This is a genomic window from Neorhizobium sp. JUb45 (assembly GCF_004343585.1).
Taxonomy (GTDB): domain Bacteria; phylum Pseudomonadota; class Alphaproteobacteria; order Rhizobiales; family Rhizobiaceae; genus Neorhizobium.
In genome coordinates this window covers 124,475-144,579 of record NZ_SLYW01000010.1, presented here as the reverse complement: position 1 = coordinate 144,579, position 20,105 = coordinate 124,475, and the positions used below count along the sequence as shown (strand labels likewise).

The window sequence follows — 20,105 nt, the reverse complement described above, 5'->3', positions numbered from 1 at the left end:
GACATTGTCCGTATTGAACAAGAAAACGGACAAGACGCTCCTTATGACCGCGATCGGCTATGCAAGGGTCTCGACCGGAGATCAGGATACAGCGTTGCAGCTCGATGTCTTGAAGAAGGCGGGCTGCGAGAAGCTGTTCGAGGACAAGGCGTCGGGTGTGAAGACCGATCGGCCCGGCCTGACCGAGGCGATCCGCTACGCCCGTGACGGCGATACGCTGACGGTCTGGAAGCTCGACCGTCTCGGCAGATCGATGAAACACTTGATCGAGATCGTCACCGAGTTGGAAGCCAAGGGCGTCGGCTTCCGCTCCCTCACCGAGAATATCGACACCACGACATCCGGCGGTCGCCTTGTGTTCCACTTGTTCGGGGCACTGGCGCAGTTCGAGCGCGACTTGATCCGGGAGAGGACACGAGCCGGACTGCAAGCCGCTGAAGAGCGTGGCCGGCGCGGCGGCCGTCAGTCGGTTGTGACACCCGACAAGCTCGCAAAGGCACGCCAGCATCTGGCGGCAGGCCTCAACGTGCGGGAGGCTGCCGCGCGTGTCAAAATCGGCAAGACCGCACTTTACGAAGCTCTCAAACAAGTAGGAAAAAATGAATAGTCAGCATTGCATTATCGATCTGGATGACCCGACACGGCCAGAAATCGCCGCACTCCTGCAAGCGGGCGAGGAGTACGGTGCTTCCCTTTACCCCTCCGAGAGCAACCATTTCTTGTCAATCGACGCTCTTAAGGCAGATAACGTTATCTTCGTTTCCGCTCGAGATCCGGATCAAAAGGCGATTGGAACTGCCGCGCTCGCGCTCTTCGACGGCTGGGCGGAGCTCAAGCGAATGTGGGTGATTCCTGAAGCGCGCGGAAAAGGTATTTCCAGGTTGCTGCTTAACGATCTTGAAAATAGAGCACGAACTGCGGGGGCGACCTGCATTCGGCTCGAAACAGGTGTCGCGAACATTGAGGCAATCGGTCTCTATAATAAGGCCGGCTTCTCGTTGTGTGGTCCTTTCGCCAACTATCTCCCTGACCCACTAAGTGTGTTCATGCAAAAGAGCCTTTGTTGATCAGAGCCAAATATGGCGTAAGCGACCCAGCGGGGCTCCAACTCGCATGTACTCGACAAATCACAGAGTTCTTGATGCGTTCTCAAATGCCGGACAAATCCAGCACTTTCGTGTCGTGACGCCGTAATGGGCTCGATCGAGAACATATGGGCAATGCGAGCGACTTGATCGTCGATAAGATTCAAATCGGCGGCGCGCAATGATAGCAATTCGGGAAGGCAATGCTGAAGCATGGCTAAGGGAGAGATCGCATAGAATGCGGCATGTCGGGCAATCCACGACGACAAAAGCTCGTCGGCGCATGGAGCCAGCCTTACCGGCAGTCGCCGTTCGCATAGGCTTGCCTTCACGCGAATGCTGCGTCGGAGTCGAATTCGGGCTCCCATTTCTCAATGGCTTCGTCGGTAATTCTCTCTCTTCCGCTTTCGATTGCCTCGATGGCCAGTGAGTTGACGATGTGGAAGATGTTGGCTGTGATGCCCTCAGTGACTTGTAGTATTCGGCGCAATGATTTCGCGGTTAGCACCGATGGGTGCCGCAATGGAGTATTACGCAGTATCAAGGCGACCAACATTTCGAATTGCTCATTTGCAGCCCATCGGCTCAGTGTGAACTGGTCGAAGCGACGCGCCAATTGAACATCGCCACCAATGGCCTCGCGGGCGTCGTTGACGCCGAAGCAGACGAGTGAGATCTGGAGGCGGTTGCTGAGAAAACGTAAGGTATTTAATACGATGCGTTGCTCACGATAGGTCCCAGCTAGAATGTTGTGCACCTCGTCGATCACCAAAACCTGCACGCCAATCGCTTCCATGATCCGCAGTGCCGCTTGCTCCATCTGGGCAATATCGGCACGTGGTCGCTGTGGTGCGCCAAGCAGGGTCAAAAGTTCGGCGTAGAACCGCCGTTCGCCAGGCCGGCTGGTCATCTCCATTGCCAGAACCGGTGTTTTTAGCCTGCCGGTAAGCGAGTTGAAGCTTGGTGGGTGCTGGTCACGGAAGCGCTTCATGATCATCGTCTTGCCCATGCCGCTGTCACCATAAATGGCGAGCGACGGCATTCGCGTCCCACGTGGATGATCGACCAAGAGGTTCAGCCGATCGAGTACCTGCTTTGCACGCGGGTAAATGAGCCAGCGACGTGATCTTATGGCGCGGATACGCTGGTTGTCAGCTTCACTGAGCAGTTCGGCTGCGGTCACGGTCAGGTGGGAGATTTCTGTGGTCATGCCAGCTCACTCCATGTCCTCGTCGAAAGCCACAGGTTTGCTGGAGTCGATTCCCCGAAGCGAGCCCCAACCGCTGTCATCCACTTTCGTTTTTAAGCTGGAAGTGCTGCCTCGTCGTACTGTGGCTGTCGCCTTCATAGCGGCATTCACCAATTTGCGTTGCTCAATTGCCGTACCGACGATCGCGCGGGTGTTGACCTCTCGTCGCCCTTTCGCCAGCAGAGTGCGCCTCGCAGCCAAGGCTTCGTGTAGCGTTACCGAAGCCAAGGTGAGATCGGCGTAACGAGCTTCCACAAAGCTGCTTGATGGTCGTCGCACGAAGACACGAGACATATCCCTTGGGTCGTATTTGACGAGCAGCCGGCGATCTGCAGTCCCGACGTCGGCACTCAGGGCTGCCGACCAATAGCGCATTCCAAAGAGATGGATCCCGGTAGGCTGCAATGTACGCTCCTGCTCGGGGAGGAATGTCAGCCAAAATCGCATCCGGTCCTGCGGCAAGCGGAGCGGAATATCACCCTCGTGCTCGCGCCATACCGCGATGGGCGGACGGCCCAGAGTGCGGTGGATTGACTGATGGTAGTTACCGACAATGTCGAGGGCGATGTATCGCTCGAGTTCGCGCAGAGTCAGCGCCGAATGCCGCTTCGAATCGTATTCGCCAAGCTCCCGTGCATTGCTGAAAGTAGTTCCGGGTAACAAGTGGAGTCTTCCCATTTGGGTGCCGATCAGCCGCTCGATATGCCCGCCGAAGCGCGGTTCGCCCGGTGGTCGCCAGTCGATCGCTACGCCAGCATCGTCGCAGCCCCTTTTAAAAGCTCGGCTTCTGAAGTCGCTGCCGTTGTCGACATGTAGTGTCTCAGGGAGGCCGGCCACCGGCCACGGCTCAATGAGCTCGCGCTCTCGTAACCAAGGTGATTTGTCAAAGACGGAGTGTAGCAAACACAAACTTGTCGAAAGTCGGGAGGGAGCGTCCATCGCGAGGTAGAACCCTGTCACCATCCGACTGCAGACATCCATTGCCAGAGTTAGCCAGGGCCTCCCGATGGGAAGACGCGTCTCCTCGTCGACGACAAAGATATCTGCTTTCGTATGGTCGACTTGGACGATCTGGAGTGGACGCGAGGCGGTGAGCCCTCCCGGCACGGCGGTTGTCCGCTTCACGATTTCGGATTCGCCCCGTTGTTTGGCGCGTTTGTGAAGGTTGATGTCCTTGAGACGAGTTTCGATCGTCCGGCGATGTGGCGGCTTCAGCCCCGCCGAGAGGCAACTCGTTCGGATATCCCGAACCAATTGGGAGATGCCTGGGCGGTTCTTTGTCAGGTAATACCGATTTATCGTGGTGAGGATGATTTCTTCTCGGCCTTTGTCGAGCACGCGTCGGCCGTCAGGACGGCCAGGTTTTCGCTCCACCAGCGACATCACCGTTCCCCCACCCCGAAATAGCTTGATAAGACGGAAGGCAGTTGCTCGGCTGACGCCGAGTTCGACAGCAAGGAGCGCCATATCCCCGGAGGTTGCATCGCCAGACCGACGCTTCAGAAACTCTCGGATTGCGCCGGCGCGTCGACAAGCCTCTTCCCAAAGCTTTTCGTCAATCTCATCTGGAAACTGATCATCCATAATAAACTACCGCGGATTTCATCAATGAATGAATCTCACATTAAGTGCTAAAATCCAAGAGGCGGTCTCAAATTAAGTGCTAAGTCTCAAACTACGTGCCGAGCTAACGTGTTGAAAGTGTTGGGACGGAATCTCACGATTAAATGCAAACCCACAGTTAACGCCGATCTACGACAGACAGTGGAAGCTGAAACACTGGAATTGGTTGAAATCCTGGCGGCCTCGCAATCGCCCTTTCTCGAACAGTTCGAATTGCGTAGACAGCCGTGCGGCCCAAAGAAAATCCGTTTAAGCATCCGAAACGGGGAGGAAGGCTCCGGCCGCGCGCCTGCCGACTATGGAAACCCTGACCTTAGGGATCGGTCCCCGCTTTACGAAACTCTTCCGGCGACGCGAGAACTTATCGAAAGCTTCCCCTTAGAGGACGTGGCGCGGATCCTCGTTCTGGTTGATCCCGCCGGGTGGGGGACGCCGCTTCATCGGGATCATCAGTTGCCCGATGTAAAACAGGAATTCGTCTGGTTCCGCACGTCACCCGAAAAACAGCTCTATGTCATCGACGACGCTGATGTTAGGGCAGATACACTCGGATTTGCTGCGTGGTTCGACAGCCGTCAGCGCCATGGCGTTGAACAGTCGCCGCACCCGACTGTTTCGATTAGGGTCGACGGACGGTTTAAGGCCGATGTTCGAGAGAACCTCCTTGCATCGATAACACCGTCACTTGAACTGGGCACCAAGCCAACCTAAAACCTGTTAACTTTATGTGCCTAGAAAGTGGACCCGTGATGCCGAGAAGGCCAATATACCTATTCAATACGATGTCGCGTTCTACAGAACCATTTGTGTCCATGAGCGAGGACCGTGTGGGTGTCTATACATGTGGCCCTACGGTTTATAATAACGCCCATCTAGGGAACATGCGAACCTATATATTCTCTGACACACTTGTCCGGTTGTTGAGAGCAAACGAGTTCATCGTAAATCATGTCATGAATATTACCGACGTCGGCCATCTTACAAGTGATGCTGACGAAGGTGAAGACAAGATGGAGCTAGGCGCTGCTCGGGAAGGGCGCACGGCATGGCAGATTGCAGAAACTTACGAGAATTCCTTTATCGAGCAGTGTGAACTCCTAAATATTGTGAGCCCCAATACACTCTGCAGAGCGACAGAACATATTCCTCAGCAAATTAGGATGGTCGAACAACTCGAAGCCAATGGTTTCACGTATCGAACTGAGGACGGCATATACTTTGATACCACCCTTGTTGCTGATTACGGTCGTCTTGCTCGGTTAGACAAAGACGGATTGCGATCAGTAATGCGTGTAGCGGCCGCGGAAAAGCGCAACAAAACGGACTTTGCGCTCTGGAAATTTTCACGTGCGGACGAGAACCGGCAAATGGAATGGCCATCCCCTTGGGGCGTTGGCTTTCCAGGTTGGCACATTGAATGCAGCGCGATGTCGACCTTTTATCTAGGCGACCAGTTCGATATCCATACGGGAGGGATAGACCATATTCCTGTCCATCATAGCAACGAAATCGCTCAGAGTGAGAACGCCACCGGCTGCGCCCCTTTTGTGCGCTATTGGATGCACGGCAATTTCCTTCAAATGGAAAACGACGAGCGTATGGCAAAATCGAAAGGCACGTTCGCCACTGCATTTAGCGTTGTAGAGCGGGGCATGGACCCGCTGGCTTATCGCTTTCTGTGCATGAAATCGCATTATCGAAACACCATGAAGTTCTCGTGGGAGATCTTGGAAAGCGCGAATGTTGCTTTCCGACGCCTTAAACAAACGATCGCCGATATCCAAATTCAAGCAAACTCTCAAACGGGAGCCGTTTCTAAATCAGATAAAGGGCATTCCTATGAAGAGAAGATCTCTGATGCCTTCAACAATGATCTTGGAACTCCGGCGGCCCTGACACTCCTACAATCCGCGCTAAACGACGAACAACTGCATCCGAATGCCAAGCTTCAGATCGTCGAGACGTTCGACCATATCGCAGGACTGAAACTCATGGAAGCGGCGAATATGCTCTCCTACGCCCCCTTTTCGGCACCGTCCGAGATACAGGAATTGGCCGAGCTCCGCCAGGATGCCCGTCTCCGGCGCGATTGGAAAACCGCAGATGAACTTCGCAGCCGACTGAGTGAAGAGGGATACATCGTCGAAGATACCCCTGAAGGATTCAAGCTCTCGGCCCGCGATAAGGTGCAATGACCGGGCTTGTCGCAAATTTTCGGGCTTAACCTTATGTTGACCATAGGCATGGAATTTGCCGCTCCGAAAGTTGCGGAGCGAGCCCATGATTCTGAATGCTATTGCCGAGAAGCTGAAGCGCCAATCAAAGGATGACTTCAAAGGCAGGCATTTCGAGGCTTGGCTGATTGTACAGGCGGTTGCCTGGTACTTGCGATACCCGCTCAGCTATCGTGACTTGGAAGAGATGTTTCGCGAGCGGGGCTTGGAGGTGGATCATAGCACGGCCAACCGCTGGGTATTGGCTTATGCGCCGATGATCGAAAAACGGCTGCGGCTGTTTCGCCGACCCCATTGCGGCTCGGTCCGGATCGATGAGACGTACGTCAAGATCCGCGGCAAATGGCGCTATCTGTACCGAGCCATAGATAAACACGGCAATCCGGTAGATTTCCTGCTGACCGCTAAGCGCGATCTCGACGCCGCCAAGCGGTTCTTCCGCAAGATGCTTAAAGATGAACCCTTGTTGTCGCCGAACAGGATCGGGACGGACGGGGCCAACACCTTCCCGTCAACGATCAAAACGTCGGTTGAGGACGGGCTTCTCCATCCGGGCCCCGTCCACTATGTCACCAAGCACCTCCAGCAAGGCATCGAAAGTGACCATTTCCGGGTAAAGAGGAACATGCCAAAGATCGGCGGCTTCCAATCCTTCAACACGGCGCGGCGAACCATCGCGGGTTTCGAGGCGATGCTTTGGCTGCGGAAGGGCTTTGGCTTTTCCGGAGACTGGACTGTCAACGACCAGAACGATTTGCTTGCGCGCCTCTTCGGACTGCAAAAGGTTAACAAAGCATGAAAATGAGGATGCACAGGGGATAATCGCGCGCTCCAAAAATGTTTGCGACAAGCCCGATTTAGCCTAGCCTATCCGTTCCACTCGACATTCGGTCGGATGTCGGCAGCCAATTGACAATCAAATCGGCGAAGTCTGCTATGGCGTGATCCCTGGTAATGTTTCCGCGGACCAGGCCGTCGGACAGTGCTTCTCCAGCGCCGATGATACCAAGGCAGCGGCGCCGCGTTATCTCCGGGGCAAGTGTTGAAAGCGGCGTAAGCACTTGTGCAAAGAACGCGACGTAGCTGTCGATCATTTCGCGATGATTGGCATCCATCAGCGCATCGCCCTTCAGGGCCGCTCCTATCGCGTGCCACTCCGGCCCCACAGATTTGTAGCAATCCATGTAAGTCGTAGCGAGAACGCCGGCGATGTAGTCAAGGCGCTGGGGTGCATGATTGATTGCCTCGCCTAATGCCAGCACCTGGCGATCCATGATCTCCCGATAGAGGGCGATCATCAAGCCGGCCCTCGTCTTGAAATGATTGTATGTAATCGGCTTGCTCAGCCCTGCGCGCTCGGCGAGAGATCCCAGCGTCAAGGCATCCGTACCGTGCTGCCGCACAATGGCGTGAGCGATTTCGAGCAGTTGGGCGCGGCGATCCGCCTTGGGCATCTTGTTAGACAATTGCGATTCCTGGCTTGACATCGATGAGCAGCTGATCAATGTTACTGATAGTAACTTACTCAATGTAACACGCATCTCCCTCTGCTTCCATCAGAGATTTGGAGGCAGCTGTTGAAGGGCTAGGCCAAGCAGCTTGCGAAGGGTCCTGGACCGCAATTCGGAGAATGAGATGTTAAAACTGACACGTAGAGCGCTCTTGGCCGGATTTGGAGCGGTCGCTTCCGCCACGGCATTTCCTGCCATGGCTAATCAGGGACTGCTCCTGTCCGCAATGCCGCCCGTGCGGATGGTTGCTGCCAATGGTATCAATCTTGCCGTTTACGAGTCTGGATCGGGGCCGGCAGTCGTATTGCTGCATGGCTTTCCGGGTTTGGCATATACGTGGCGCTATCAGATTCCGGCATTGGTGGCAGCAGGCTATCGCGTAATCGTTCCCGATCTGCGCGGCTACGGCCTCAGCGATAGGCCCGAGGCCGTCGAAGCTTATGATCTCGCCAATTTGACGGGTGATGTCGTCGGCCTTCTCGACGCCCTTGACGTCGAAAAAGCAGTGTTCATGGGCCATGACTTTGGCGGGCTCCTATCCTGGCAGATGGCACTTTTCCATCGAGAGCGCACGGCTGGCGTGATATCGCTCAACACGCCACATATCCCGCACTGGATGCTCTGGCTGCATACCGACCTCGTCGCTCCGGTTCTGCAGGAGGGGCAAAAGTTCGTCGCGGACCCTGGACGTGATCCCATCGCCCAGATGCGCGAGGTCTATAGCCCACACATGTATGTGCTGTTGTTCCAGGACGGAGATGCAGCTGACACCGTGATGAACAGCGATCCGCGCGGTACATTGCGGGGATCGTTGCGGAAGAACCTCGGCACTCCCACCGGCTGGGACCAACTGCCGGCGCAGTTCAAGAATATGGAATATTACGGGCAACCGACGCCCGATCAGTTTCCCGGCCAGGATGTCCTCAATTCCGATGAGTTGGAATTCTACGTCCGGCACTATAACCGTACCGGCTTTACCCCAGCAATCAATTGGTACCGCAACATCACCCGCAATTGGAAAGCAGGACTGGACGTCGACCAGACGATCCGCGTGCCATCGTTGATGGTGTCGGCTGCCAACGACGTGGTTCTAAGGTCAAGCATGACGGACGGGATGGATGCCTGTGTACCAGATCTTGAGAAACATGTGGTCGCTGATGCCTGGCATTGGACGGCGGAAGAGCAGCCCGACGCGGTGAACCGGATTGCCGTTTCCTGGCTGCATAAGCGTTTCCCGCCGGGCGGGCGGTGATCTCGTAGTCGTGATCGCCGGTGAACTCTCATTCTCTGGTTGCAGCTGCCAACATCTTGTTTATGTAGAAGGAGACTTTCGGTGATGGGAAAAATCCTGTTCGTGGGCGGCTCGGGTGTCGTCGGACAGCAAATGGTGCGCGCGTTTCGCGACAGGCATCCTGAGCCACCGATCCTGATCGGCGGGCGGGATGTCGGGAAAGCCGACGTCATTGCTCGAGACGTCGGTTATGCCGATGCTGTAGAGGTCGATACTCAACGAAAGCGCCTTGGTCTCCATCCTGATACCCCCATTTCCGCCGTAGTGATGCTCGCCCCAGATTCTGGCCTTCACGGCATGCGTTTGGCGCAGGACCTTCAAATTCCGTATATGAGCATCGGCAACTGGCTGATCGAAGTCGGCGCAGAGATGGCGCACTTCATCAGCCGCCCTGATGCTTCGCCGGTTGTGCTTTCCAGTCACTGGCACGGCGGGCCGACGGTCTTCCTTGCCATGGCGTCAGTTGAGGGATTGGACGTCGTACATTCGATTAAGGTCGGGGCGATCATAGACGATCTCGACCCGACCGGACCTGCCGCCCAAGAAGACATGGAGGTTGGAGCGGAAGGTGTTTCCAACGTTCTTGGTTTCCAGAACGGGCGCCGCGTCTGGCTTCGTGGCAAAACTGCCAGGAGAGAAATTGCGGCCGTAGATGGAAGAATTTTCTCTGCATCTGCTTTCGCACCTTACGACATAGTCAGTCTTCACGCTGCCACGGGTGCGCGGGAGGTCCGCTTCGACCTGGCCAGTGGCGTCTCTTCAAGCCGTGTGCGCGGCGGGGATGTCGGAACTGAAGTGATTCTTGAGATAGAAGGGGAGATAAATGGCCAATTGACACGGCGGCGCTCGACCATTGAATTTACGAAAGGCCAAGCCAAGTTGACGGGCCTTAGTGCCGCTCTGTCTCTTTCAATCGTTCTTGGACTTGAGGGGCGTCCCGCATTCCCGCCGGGTCTCTACTTCCCTGAACAACTGATGGACCATAACTGGTTTCTACCAGAGCTGGTAAAAGCCGGAGCAACGGTAAATGTCGACTTAAATCCAAGGCGGCACTGAAGCCACAAGTCTAACTTCCGGCGAGATGGTCACACGGCGCCCTGTTCCACACGCAGGTGCGCGACGCCTTCCGAAACCTTGTCGCTCAAGGCTGGACAGATGCGCTTTGCTAGATGCATGGGCATCTAGATTTCTAAGTTACGCCAGTAGACCGTTGTCACGGACCGTGTCGTGAAACTCGGACGTTAAGTCCGCCTTCGCGACAGACTGAATGGAACGTTTCTCCCGGGGATAGTCGGTTCCGCCTTCCGCTTAGCGGCGCTATGCTAAGGCTCCTGCGGCTCCCCTTTTCCGGGCGAAACATGTCGAGAATTCCCGCTTTCCCGCCCTGTTCGGCCGGCGCGATGCTGAAAGCTCCGATGCTCTTCAGTATTTTATTACAGGCCTTGCGCACGCCTACGGCGCGATATCGCATGCAGTGGCCTAGACAAACATATCCTCAATCTCCCCACGCTGCATGGCGTGTTTATCGGGGTTCTGCTGCTTCAGCTTTGCTAGATTGAGCAACTTCCAGCGTACTGCCGGCAGCGCGGCCGCCTGAGGCAACCCGATGGCGTCGAAATCCGGCTCCGTATCATGGAGAGAGAGCAGGAATCGCATCGCTTTATCATCGAGTCGGGCTCGAAGATCACCTGTCAGCCGGACTCGCGCGTCTTTCAGTTCGATCAGGCTGACAGGCTCGATGGTCATGCCTTCGAATTCTTTCACGAAGGCGTCATCGATTTCGGACAATGACGGCCTGATCAGCTCATGCGGGGGGCGGCCGGAGCTTGCGACGTAGATGAGAAAGGTCCGAAACAACGCGTCAGTGAGCCCTTCATTGTCGTAGAGCAGCTTCACGTCGAAGAGATCGCGCGGGTGCTGGCGGTCCACGGCGGCATGAAGCTTGCCACCAAACAGATCTTCGAAGGACACCACCTGCATTTCAGCAAAGCCGAACGCCTCGGCGACGCCATCCGTTACCGCCCGCAGTTCTGGAGGATGCACAGTTCCACGCGCGACCGGCGAGGTCTCGATCTTGATTTCGGTGGTGCCCTGCCGGACGAGCACCCGCGTATCATTGTTGCCGCCGCCGGCGATGCGCTGGACGTCGACCCCGCGCAGATTTTTCAGCAAGTCGTCGCGAATGCGGTCGAGCGCGGCATCGATACCGCTGAGCGTCGTGTCGCGATCCTCGATGGGAAGGTAGGTGAGGTCAATGTCGACCGATAAGCGAGGCATATCCCTGTAGAACAGGTTGATGGCCGTTCCTCCCTTGAGGGCGAAGACATCCTGCCGTGCGATATAGGGCAACGTCCGGACGAGCAGTTCGACCTGCGGCATATAGCGATCACGCGCCATCGATATTCTCCTATGGCAGCAGGTCGGCGGGGACCGTTACGCGATAAATGGGGTGAAGCCGGCTGCCTGGGACAAGTGCCCGATCGCCGCGTCCCATGTCGATCTGCGATCTGTCGATATGCTTGAGCCACGCATGCGCGTGCTTGTCGGCATAGACGAAGAACAGGCGCTTCACCTTTACGCTGCTGCACTGGGTCAACAGCGTCGTCAACATTTTTGGGCGCAGATTGACCATTCCCTCAAATACCATGTCGATGTTGTGAAAGCTTTCGTTCTTCGGAAGTTCATCGAGAATCTCCAGTATCGCCCGCTCTGCAGACGACATTTTGATGGGCCAGTGCCACGGGCTCATGGCCAGTTCCTCATCTGGATTATCGGAGAGGCTGAATTCGCTGTCCTCGACGCCGTTGTTCTCGTCGGAGAACAGTCCATGACCTCGTCGGATGAACCTGGCATCGGTTGTCAATGTTATAAGCCAGTCAGGAATATCGGAGCCATAGAGGTAGACGCGCGTATCGCCGCCGAGCTGCAGGTAGTGGGAATGGCCGCGCAATCCAAGCGCGGTCAGACCTCCCACGTGGAATGCATGTCCCATGATCCATTGCGCGGATAACAAGGGAATTTTCCAACCCGTGACGGCTTGCGCCATTTCTCTTACCGAAAATGGTCGTCGGTAGACGCCTGTCGCAATCCGCTCAAGCCAACCCTGCTTGATATACGCCGATACGGATTGCCGTGAGATCGCATGGCGTGCCGTCCAGGCCGAGTCGACGAGGAAGCCCGGCGGAACCGATTGGATTAGATACTTTAACTTTGGCGTCTGTTGTCTAATCATAATGTACACTATGGCACGAGTTCAAAGTAAATATCAAGCTGACTTTAAAATAGTTCGCTTTTGTCAATCCGTAATTGACGCAGGTAGTAAATCTCGAAGTCCTGTGCCGGGCAAGTTGGCAGCGCCTTGGCCGCGACGGCTTAAATCTCCACCCCAAAGTTTCACCCCGCGCACCGTCGCATCTGATGAGATCGGTCATCACCTGGCCGACAAATCAAACGCTTTACCTGTGCCGATGTCTCGCACTGGAAGACGAAGCAGTTCCCCATTTTCACGTCATTCCGGTTGATGGCAGTCCGGATGATCCGGACGAAGGTCAGTGCGGCGAGATCGAATACCAATCTGCTCCAACCATAAGCGTTGTCAAACCCAGCTCTCTTGTCTGGCATCCCTAATCCAGTCCCGTCCTTGGACGGTCAACCCGCAGGGGGGTTCGCAGTGACTGCGACCTCTCTGGCTGCGCCGCCGAGGTGACCGCGGCCGGGTCCGGATCAAACGGGTGCCATCGAGCGGGGATCGGCCCCGCCAACGGATGGAGCCTCACATGTCGGATCTCAGCCTCGCACAAAACCACGCACTCGATCTTGCCCGGACCCTGATGGTCCCGGTCACCCTCTTCGAAATCGATGGTGAAATCGGCGTCATGCCTTCCGCCGAGTATGACGGCGACGAGGACGCCATCCTCAATGAATACGATCCATTTGCCTACGGATCGGCTCATTGAGCCGATCACCCCCTTCGGGGGAAGGCGTGCCGCTTGCGCTGATGCGCGCGCAAGGGAGGCTTCGCCGCGATCTTTCCCGGCAGATCTGCACATTGCGAACCGCGCCCTTGCGCGCTTCCATCTTCGCGGCCTGGGCGCTGACAGCCCGAAGAGTCAGGGAAACTAGAGGAAGCGAAATGGAAAAGAATGACATCGAAGAGCTGCGTGCCCGGGTGGGCTGCGCAGCCGTGCTTGAGCATGAGGGCTTCGCGATAGACAGGAAAGAGAGCACGAGCCGGGCAGTCAAATTCCGGCGCGACGACGACATCATAATCGTAATTCACGACGACAGGGGCTGGTTCGACGCCCGTTCCAATGCCAAGGGCGATGTGTTCGCGCTTGCAAGCTATCTGAACGGGATCGGTTTTGCAGAAGCCCTGGCGGCTGTCGGCGATCTGGTCGCGTTTCAGCCGACCGCAGCGACCTGGGAGAAGCCTCTTCGTCACACGCAAACAATGGCTTCGGTCGCTGACCGCTGGAGCCACCGAAAACGGCCGTGGCGAGCATCGGCGACATGGAGCTATCTTCGACAGAACCGGGCGCTGCCATGGCAGGTCATCTCTGCGGCGATCGATGCAGACGTTCTTCGGGAAGGTCCATATGGCTCGATGTGGGCAAAACATGTCGATGAGGCTGGCGCCGTCATCGGATGGGAGGAGCGCGGACCAGACTGGCGCGGGTTTTCAACCGGCGGCGCCAAGGCCCTCTTCCGATTTGGAATGAACGACGCTTGCCGGATCTGTGTGACGGAGGCGGCGATCGACGCGCTCAGTCTGGCGGCGATCGAACAGACGAGACCCGACACGCTTTATGGCAGCACCGGTGGCGGCTGGTCGCCGTTGACCGCTCAGGCTTTGGAGACCCTGGCTTCCGGGGAGGGCGCGTGGCTCGTGGCCGCGACCGACAACAATGTTCAGGGTGAGGTCTTTGCCGATCGCCTGCGCCAGATGGCAGATCGCGCCGGTTGCGATTTCTCGCGACTAAGACCGCGATGTGAAGACTGGAATGATGAATTGAAACAGAGGAGGGAAAGAGGAGAGCTGCCGCATACGCGGCCAGCGCATCAAGGGTGAAGCTGCCGCCCGCCTGACGGCGGCCCTTGACCCGCTGCCCGCGAGGCGCCGGCTGAGGAGGGGTAATCAAAGGACTGAACAGAGAGGTCGATCAGGCTTCCGCTTCGGTCCCCAACCCCAAAAGGAGCAGCCGATGTTCAATCCTCCAACCATCCGTAAAGTGTTCGAAGGTGTGGCCAGCCGCCACGAAATGTATGCCCTGTTCAATCGCCACAGCCAGTCGCCGTTCGACAATGACAGGATGAATGGCACGCGATATGTCGGCGAGTGGTTTGAGATATCCGAAGCCGACCACGACCACATGTTCGAGATCCTCCCTCCGCTGTTTTACCGCGGCGACATGTTCGCCATGCGCGAGTTTCTGGCCGCCAGCGTCACCAGCGTATTCTTCGCGCTGGCGATCGATGATCGGTCTCGCTGGTTCCACGGATATTGCGACCTGGGCGATCGTCAGTCGCCCGACCGGATGCGCGCCGAGATCATCGGATGTGAATCCCGCCCGGTGCGCGTCATGAGCGACCAAGAAAAGCGCGATCATATCTGGAGCACGACCGGTCCCGATTTTCGTGGTTATGCCGACGGTCGCTTTCCGCCGGACCTGCGAAATCGCCAGATCGTGCTCGTCTATCCCTCCGCTCAGGGGAAGATCTGGAAGCTGCTCGACGATCTGACCGACGAGGAGATCGCCGCCAAGCTGCCGGTGCAGTTCCGGCTTCTGCCGGAAACCATTGCTGCCTGACGGCGGCCTTCATTTTCAAACCTCCACCATCCGCAGCCTGGCAACACCGCTTCTTCGCGCGAGTGTGCCTCGGCGCGCCCACTCACAGGAGTTTTTCTAATGGCGCATGACGATCCTTTCACCATCGACCTGTTCGGCAATACAGCTCTCGCATCCGGTTTCGATCTTGGTGTGGCGAGTTTCGCAGCAGAATTCACCGATATAGATACCGACCACCCGCCATCGACGCCGGCACCTGGTGTCCCAGTTCGCAAAGAACCAAAGCGAACAACGCAGGTGCGGGCAAAGGTGGATTTCAGACTGCAGGGTTCTCGCGGTCTCGACAAAACCTGGCGCGACCGTGCGCGTGACAACATCGCCGCCATCCTGCTGGCCAACGAGATCGAGCGACAGGGATTACCGGCACGATCTGACCAGCAGGCCAGGCTGATCAAGTTCACCGGCTTCGGCGCGTCGGATCTGGCAAACGGCATATTCCGACGTCCGGGCGACGATGCATTTCGCAGAGGCTGGGAGGAACTCGGCGGCAATCTTGAGAGCGCCGTCGCGCCAGGGGACTACGCATCTCTGGCGCGCTGCACCCAATATGCCCACTTCACGCCGGAATTTATCGTTCGTGCCATCTGGGCAGGGCTGATCCGCATGGGCTTTAAGGGCGGACGGATCCTGGAGCCGGGGATCGGCACGGGCATGTTTCCGGCGCTGATGCCGGAGGCTCTGTCGAGGGTAAGCCATGTCACCGGCATCGAGCTTGATCCCGTCACCGCCCGTATCGTCCGGTTGCTGCAGCCACGGGCCAGAATCGTCTGCGGCGATTTTGCCCGCACCGACCTGCCGGACCATTTCGATCTGGCGGTCGGCAACCCACCGTTTTCTGACAGGACAGTGAAGAGTGATCCGGCCTTCCGGTCTCTCGGCTTGCGGCTGCATGACTATTTCATCGCCAAGTCCATCCACCGGCTAAAGCCTGGCGGGCTTGCCGCCTTTGTGACCTCGTCCGGCACCATGGACAAGGCCGATGCCCGCGCCCGTGAACACATCGCCGGCATGGCCGATCTCGTTGGCGCGATCCGCCTTCCCGAAGGCAGTTTCCGCGCGGACGCCGGCACGGATGTGGTCGTCGATATCCTCTTCTTCCGGAAGCGCCGCGCCGACGAGCCGGCTGGAGACAGCAGTTGGCTCGATCTCGCGGATGCAAAGGTTGAAGGTGAGGGCGACAGCGTCCGTATCAACAGGTGGTTCGCCGATCATTCCGACATGGTGTTGGGACGGCATGCGATTACGTCAGGTCCCTTCGGCGAAACCTACACATGCCTCCCGATCGGTGATGATCTTGAAACGAACCTGAACGCCGCAATCAGTCAGCTCCCGGCCGGGGTCTACGACGGCAAGGCCAGTACGATCGATTTTGCGATCGAGGACGAGGTCGCCGACGCCATAGAAGAGCACCCGGACGACCCAAAAGTTCGCGAGGGCAGCTATTCATCGGCAAGGCCACGGCACTGATGCAGGTGGTCGACGGGGTTGCTGTCCCGGTTGAAGTCAGGAAGGGCCGCAGCACCGACGGCATCTTCGCCAAGCACGCCCTGATTATCCGCAAACTGATCCCGATCCGCGACGCGGTCCGGCTCATTCTCAAGCTTCAGGAACGCGACCAGCCGTGGCAGAAGGCGCAGGTGTCGCTGCGTATAGCCTGGTCGAGTTTCGTTCGAGAATTCGGCCCGATCAATTTCACCTCCGTCTCGACATCGGAGGATCCGGAAACCGGTGAGTTCAGGGAGGTCCATCGCCGGCCGAATCTCGTGCCGTTCCTCGACGATCCCGATTGCTGGCTGGTCGCCTCGATCGAGGACTACGATCTGGAAACCAATACCGCCAAGCCCGGGCCGATCTTTACCGAACGGGTGATTGCGCCGCCGCCGGCACCAGTGATCACATCGGCATCAGATGCGCTCGCCGTGGTTCTCAACGAACGCGGTCATGTCGATCCCGACCACATCGCCGAGCTACTGCATCGAGATGTTGAGGACGTTCTCGGCGAGTTGGGCGAGGCCATCTTCCGCGATCCATCCGATGGCTCCTGGCAGATGGCTGATGCCTATCTGTCCGGCGCCGTCCGATCGAAGCTGGTAATCGCGCGGGCGGCGGCGGACCTGGATCCTGCCTTTCAGCGGAACGTCTCGGCGCTCGAACATGTCCAACCCGCCGACCTCCGTCCGTCGGATATCACCGCGCGCCTCGGTGCGCCCTGGATCCCCGCCGATGACGTCGTGGCCTTCATCAAGCAGACCATGGAGGCCGAGATTTCCATCCATCATCTGCCGGAATTGGCGACCTGGACGGTCAATGCCCGTCAGCTGGAATGGTCGGCCGCCGGCACCACCGACTGGGGCACGCACCGCCGCCATGCCGGCCAGCTTCTGTCCGACGCCCTGAACTCGTCCGTCCCGCAGATCTTCGACACGGTCCGCGACGGCGAGACCGAGCGCCGCGTGCTGAACACGGCGGAGACGGAAGCCGCCAAGGAGAAGCTCGCCAAGATCAAGACGGCTTTCCAATCCTGGATCTGGTCGGATCCAGATCGCACCGACCGGCTGGCGCGCATCTATAACGACACGTTCAACAACATCGCGCCGCGATCCTTCGACGGCGATCACTTGCAACTCCCCGGCGCCTCTGGCGCCTTTTCTCTTTATGGGCATCAGAAACGCGGGATCTGGCGGGTTATTTCGGCAGGTAGCACTTATCTCGCTCATGCCGTTGGTGCCGGCAAGACGCTGACTATGGCTGCCGCAATCATGGAGCAGCGACGGCTCGGCCTGATCAACAAGGCGATGCTGGTCGTGCCCGGCCATTGCCTGGCGCAGGCCGCCCGCGAGTTTCTGGCGCTCTATCCCAATGCCCGCATCCTGGTCGCCGACGAGACCAACTTCGTCAGGGAGAAGCGCCACCGCTTTCTGTCGCGGGCTGCCACCGCCAACTGGGATGCCATCATCATCACCCATTCGGCGTTTCGGTTTATATCCGTTCCCTCATCGTTCGAGGCGCAGATGATCCAGGATGAACTGGAGCTCTACGAAGAGCTGCTGACCAAGGTCGAACGCGACGACCGGCTGTCGCGCAAGCGCATCGAACGCATGAAGGAGGGCCACAAGGAACGGCTCGAATCCCTCGCCACCCGTAAGGACGATCTGCTCACCATCTCCGAGCTTGGTATCGACCAGATCATCGTCGACGAGGCGCAGGAATTCCGCAAGCTGTCGTTCGCCACCAACATGTCGACGCTGCGCGGCGTCGATCCGAACGGCTCGCAGCGCGCATGGGACCTGTTCGTCAAATCCCGCTTCATCGAGACAAAGAACCGGGGCAGGGCGCTGGTGCTTGCGTCGGGAACGCCGATTACCAATACGCTCGGCGAGATGTTCTCCGTACAGCGGATGATGGATCCGGCAGCATTGTCGCAACGTGGTCTGCACGAGTTCGACGCCTGGGCCTCGACCTTCGGCGACACCTCGACCGAACTCGAATTGCAGCCTTCGGGTAAATACAAGCCGGTCACCCGGTTCAGCCAGTTCGTCAATGTGCCGGAACTGATCGCCATGTTCCGGTCGTTCGCCGACGTCGTGCTGCCGGCGGATCTCAGGACCTATGTGAAAGTGCCCGAGATATCTGGTGGCAAGCGCCAGATCGTCACCGCCGAGCCGACGGCCGCTTTCAAGTCCTACCAGAAACAGCTGGACGCGCGGATTAAGGCGATCGAGATGCGCGATGGCCCGGCCAAGCCGGGCGATGACATCCTGCTCTCGGTCATCACCGACGGACGTCACGCCGCCATCGATCTGCGCCTCGTCGATCAGGCGATGGGCAACGAGGCTGCCAACAAGCTGAACGCGCTTGTCACCAATGCTCACCGGATCTGGCAGGAAACGGGAGAGGCGGAGTATCGTCGCAAGGACGGCAAGCCGTTCGACCGGCCGGGCGCCGGCCAGTTGATCTTCTCCGATCTCGGTACGATCAATGTCGAAGCGACGCGCGGCTTCTCGGCCTATCGCTGGATCCGTGACGAGCTCGTCCGCCTTGGCGTGCCGACTTCGGAAATTGCCTTCATGCAGGATTATAAGAAGTCGGACGCCAAGCAGCGCCTGTTCAACGACTTCAATGCCGGAAAAGTTCGCGTACTGATCGGGTCCTCGGAAACCATGGGCACCGGCGTTAATGTCCAGGCTCGGCTCAAAGCCCTGCATCATCTTGATGTTCCTTGGTTGCCATCGCAGATCGAACAGCGCGAGGGCCGCATTATTCGTCAGGGTAACCAGCATGACGAAGTCGATGTGTTCGCCTATGCGACCCTCGGCAGCCTCGATGCCACCATGTGGCAGAACAATGAGCGCAAGGCCCGGTTCATTGCCGCGGCCCTGTCGGGCGACACTAGCGTCCGCCGGTTGGAGGACATGGGCGAGGGGCAGGCAAACCAGTTCGCCATGGCCAAGGCCATCGCGTCAGGCGACGAGCGGCTGATGCAGAAGGCCGGGCTCGAGGCCGAGATCGCCCGTCTCGATCGGCTGCGGGCCGCTCATGTCGACGACCAGCACGCGATCCGGCGGCAGATCCGTGATGCCGAACGGGATATCGAGTTTTCCAGCCGCCGGATCGAGGACGTCGGCAAGGACATTGAACGTCTTGTCCCGACCGCGGGCGACGCTTTTACTATGCAGGTCGGAAGTGCCGAATTTGACGAGCGAAAGCTCGCGGGCCGCGCACTGATGAAGGAAATCCTGACGCTGGTGCAGCTGCAGGAGGAAAAAGAGGTCATCATCGCCACCATCGGCGGCTTCGATCTCGCCTATCATGGCGAGAGGTTTGGCAAGGATGGCTACCGCTACGACACGCTGCTTCAACGAACAGGTGGCGACTACGAGATCGACCTGTCCGTCACAACGACGCCCATCGGTGCCATCTCCCGGCTCGAGCACGCGCTTGGCGGGTTTGAACAGGAACGCGAGAATCATCGCATTCGCCTCGCCGATGCGAAACGGCGTCTCGCCTCCTATACGCCGCGTTTGGGAGAGAGCTTCTCATTCGAAGCCGAGCTCGAACTCAAGCTGAGCCAACTGGACGAGATCGAAAGGGATCTGGCAGCAACCGCCGACGAACCAGAGGAGGATCGCCAGCAAGCCGCGTAAACAGCGGCATATCCATCGTCACTTGAAACGGGGCAGGGCGGTACACATTTATCGGTCATCACCCGTTTCGATAGTTTCTTGCAGTGGCGATTGCCGCGCGTGCGTAACTGTCCGGGTTGGAA

General features: G+C 57.9%; 16 protein-coding genes and 1 pseudogene. 11 read left to right on the top strand and 6 right to left on the bottom strand.

All coding sequences use genetic code 11. The features are described 5' to 3' along the window. Positions 1 to 43 precede the first annotated feature (43 nt). Together EDF70_RS25740 and EDF70_RS25735 are read left to right on the top strand one after the other, a co-directional pair. Positions 44 to 607 carry a recombinase family protein gene (locus EDF70_RS25740; protein WP_132279800.1) on the top strand — a complete coding sequence of 188 codons (564 nt, stop codon included), beginning with the start codon at positions 44 to 46 and terminating at the stop codon, positions 605 to 607. Further along, positions 600 to 1,067: a GNAT family N-acetyltransferase gene (locus tag EDF70_RS25735; RefSeq protein ID WP_132279700.1), complete on the top strand. Its 468-nt coding sequence runs from the start codon at positions 600 to 602 to the stop codon at positions 1,065 to 1,067. The genes EDF70_RS25740 and EDF70_RS25735 overlap by 8 nt, the downstream gene beginning before the upstream one ends. Here EDF70_RS25735 and EDF70_RS30450 read toward each other — a convergent pair. Genes EDF70_RS30450 through EDF70_RS25720 form a run of 3 tightly spaced genes read right to left on the bottom strand, consistent with a single transcriptional unit; the run spans position 1,019 to position 3,918 of the window. Continuing rightward, positions 1,019 to 1,453 carry a TniQ family protein gene (locus EDF70_RS30450; protein ID WP_245519356.1) on the bottom strand — a complete coding sequence of 145 codons (435 nt, stop codon included), beginning with the start codon at positions 1,451 to 1,453 and terminating at the stop codon, positions 1,019 to 1,021. The genes EDF70_RS25735 and EDF70_RS30450 overlap by 49 nt on opposite strands. Further along, positions 1,414 to 2,295, bottom strand: coding sequence for a TniB family NTP-binding protein (locus EDF70_RS25725; protein ID WP_132279697.1), 882 nt, complete (start codon positions 2,293 to 2,295; stop codon positions 1,414 to 1,416). Before EDF70_RS25725 ends, EDF70_RS30450 begins: the two co-directional genes overlap by 40 nt. 6 nt (positions 2,296 to 2,301) lie before the next feature. Continuing rightward, a complete protein-coding gene (locus tag EDF70_RS25720; protein WP_132279694.1) occupies positions 2,302 to 3,918 on the bottom strand; it encodes a Mu transposase C-terminal domain-containing protein in 1,617 nt (538 codons plus the stop codon). 180 nt (positions 3,919 to 4,098) lie between these two features. Here EDF70_RS25720 and EDF70_RS25715 point away from each other — a divergent pair, with 180 nt between their 5' ends. The 3 genes from EDF70_RS25715 (at position 4,099) to EDF70_RS25705 (ending at position 6,990) form a co-directional block, all read left to right on the top strand. Continuing rightward, positions 4,099 to 4,668: a hypothetical protein gene (locus EDF70_RS25715; RefSeq protein ID WP_132279691.1), complete on the top strand. Its 570-nt coding sequence runs from the start codon at positions 4,099 to 4,101 to the stop codon at positions 4,666 to 4,668. Positions 4,669 to 4,682: 14 nt separating this feature from the next. Next, positions 4,683 to 6,152 carry a cysteine--tRNA ligase gene (gene cysS / locus EDF70_RS25710; RefSeq protein WP_348639736.1) on the top strand — a complete coding sequence of 490 codons (1,470 nt, stop codon included), beginning with the start codon at positions 4,683 to 4,685 and terminating at the stop codon, positions 6,150 to 6,152. 85 nt (positions 6,153 to 6,237) lie between these two features. Beyond that, a complete protein-coding gene (locus EDF70_RS25705) occupies positions 6,238 to 6,990 on the top strand; it encodes an IS6 family transposase (RefSeq protein WP_132279688.1) in 753 nt (250 codons plus the stop codon). A gap of 58 nt (positions 6,991 to 7,048) precedes the next feature. Here the strand turns inward: EDF70_RS25705 and EDF70_RS25700 are convergent, their stop codons facing one another. Then, positions 7,049 to 7,657, bottom strand: a complete 609-nt coding sequence (locus EDF70_RS25700) for a TetR/AcrR family transcriptional regulator (RefSeq protein WP_132279685.1) — start codon at positions 7,655 to 7,657, stop codon at positions 7,049 to 7,051. A 169-nt stretch (positions 7,658 to 7,826) separates the two neighbouring features. On the opposite strand from EDF70_RS25700, the gene EDF70_RS25695 reads away from it, so the two are divergent. Next, positions 7,827 to 8,954, top strand: coding sequence for an alpha/beta hydrolase (locus EDF70_RS25695; protein ID WP_245519354.1), 1,128 nt, complete (start codon positions 7,827 to 7,829; stop codon positions 8,952 to 8,954). Positions 8,955 to 9,038: 84 nt separating this feature from the next. Further along, positions 9,039 to 10,049, top strand: coding sequence for a hypothetical protein (locus tag EDF70_RS25690; protein ID WP_132279682.1), 1,011 nt, complete (start codon positions 9,039 to 9,041; stop codon positions 10,047 to 10,049). Positions 10,050 to 10,472: 423 nt separating this feature from the next. On the opposite strand, the gene EDF70_RS25685 is transcribed toward EDF70_RS25690, so the two are convergent. Continuing rightward, positions 10,473 to 11,390, bottom strand: coding sequence for a nucleotidyl transferase AbiEii/AbiGii toxin family protein (locus tag EDF70_RS25685; RefSeq protein WP_132279679.1), 918 nt, complete (start codon positions 11,388 to 11,390; stop codon positions 10,473 to 10,475). 10 nt (positions 11,391 to 11,400) lie between these two features. Next, the gene (locus EDF70_RS25680; protein WP_132279676.1) at positions 11,401 to 12,225 is read right to left on the bottom strand and encodes a type IV toxin-antitoxin system AbiEi family antitoxin domain-containing protein; all 825 of its coding nucleotides are present in this window, start codon (positions 12,223 to 12,225) and stop codon (positions 11,401 to 11,403) included. Positions 12,226 to 12,769: 544 nt separating this feature from the next. Here EDF70_RS25680 and EDF70_RS25675 point away from each other — a divergent pair. The 4 genes and pseudogenes from EDF70_RS25675 to EDF70_RS25660 all read left to right on the top strand — a co-directional run bounded on the left by EDF70_RS25675 (position 12,770) and on the right by EDF70_RS25660 (position 19,983). Next, entirely contained in the window at positions 12,770 to 12,949 is a 180-nt protein-coding gene (locus EDF70_RS25675) for a hypothetical protein (RefSeq protein ID WP_033184364.1), read from the top strand. Between the two features lie 176 nt (positions 12,950 to 13,125). Further along, positions 13,126 to 14,061 (top strand): DUF3991 and toprim domain-containing protein, encoded by a 936-nt coding sequence (locus EDF70_RS25670; RefSeq protein ID WP_132279673.1) that lies wholly within the window; start codon positions 13,126 to 13,128, stop codon positions 14,059 to 14,061. Between the two features lie 133 nt (positions 14,062 to 14,194). Further along, positions 14,195 to 14,800: a DUF1419 domain-containing protein gene (locus EDF70_RS25665; RefSeq protein WP_132279670.1), complete on the top strand. Its 606-nt coding sequence runs from the start codon at positions 14,195 to 14,197 to the stop codon at positions 14,798 to 14,800. A gap of 99 nt (positions 14,801 to 14,899) precedes the next feature. Next, positions 14,900 to 19,983 (top strand): annotated as a pseudogene (locus tag EDF70_RS25660) (helicase-related protein). Positions 19,984 to 20,105 lie beyond the last annotated feature (122 nt).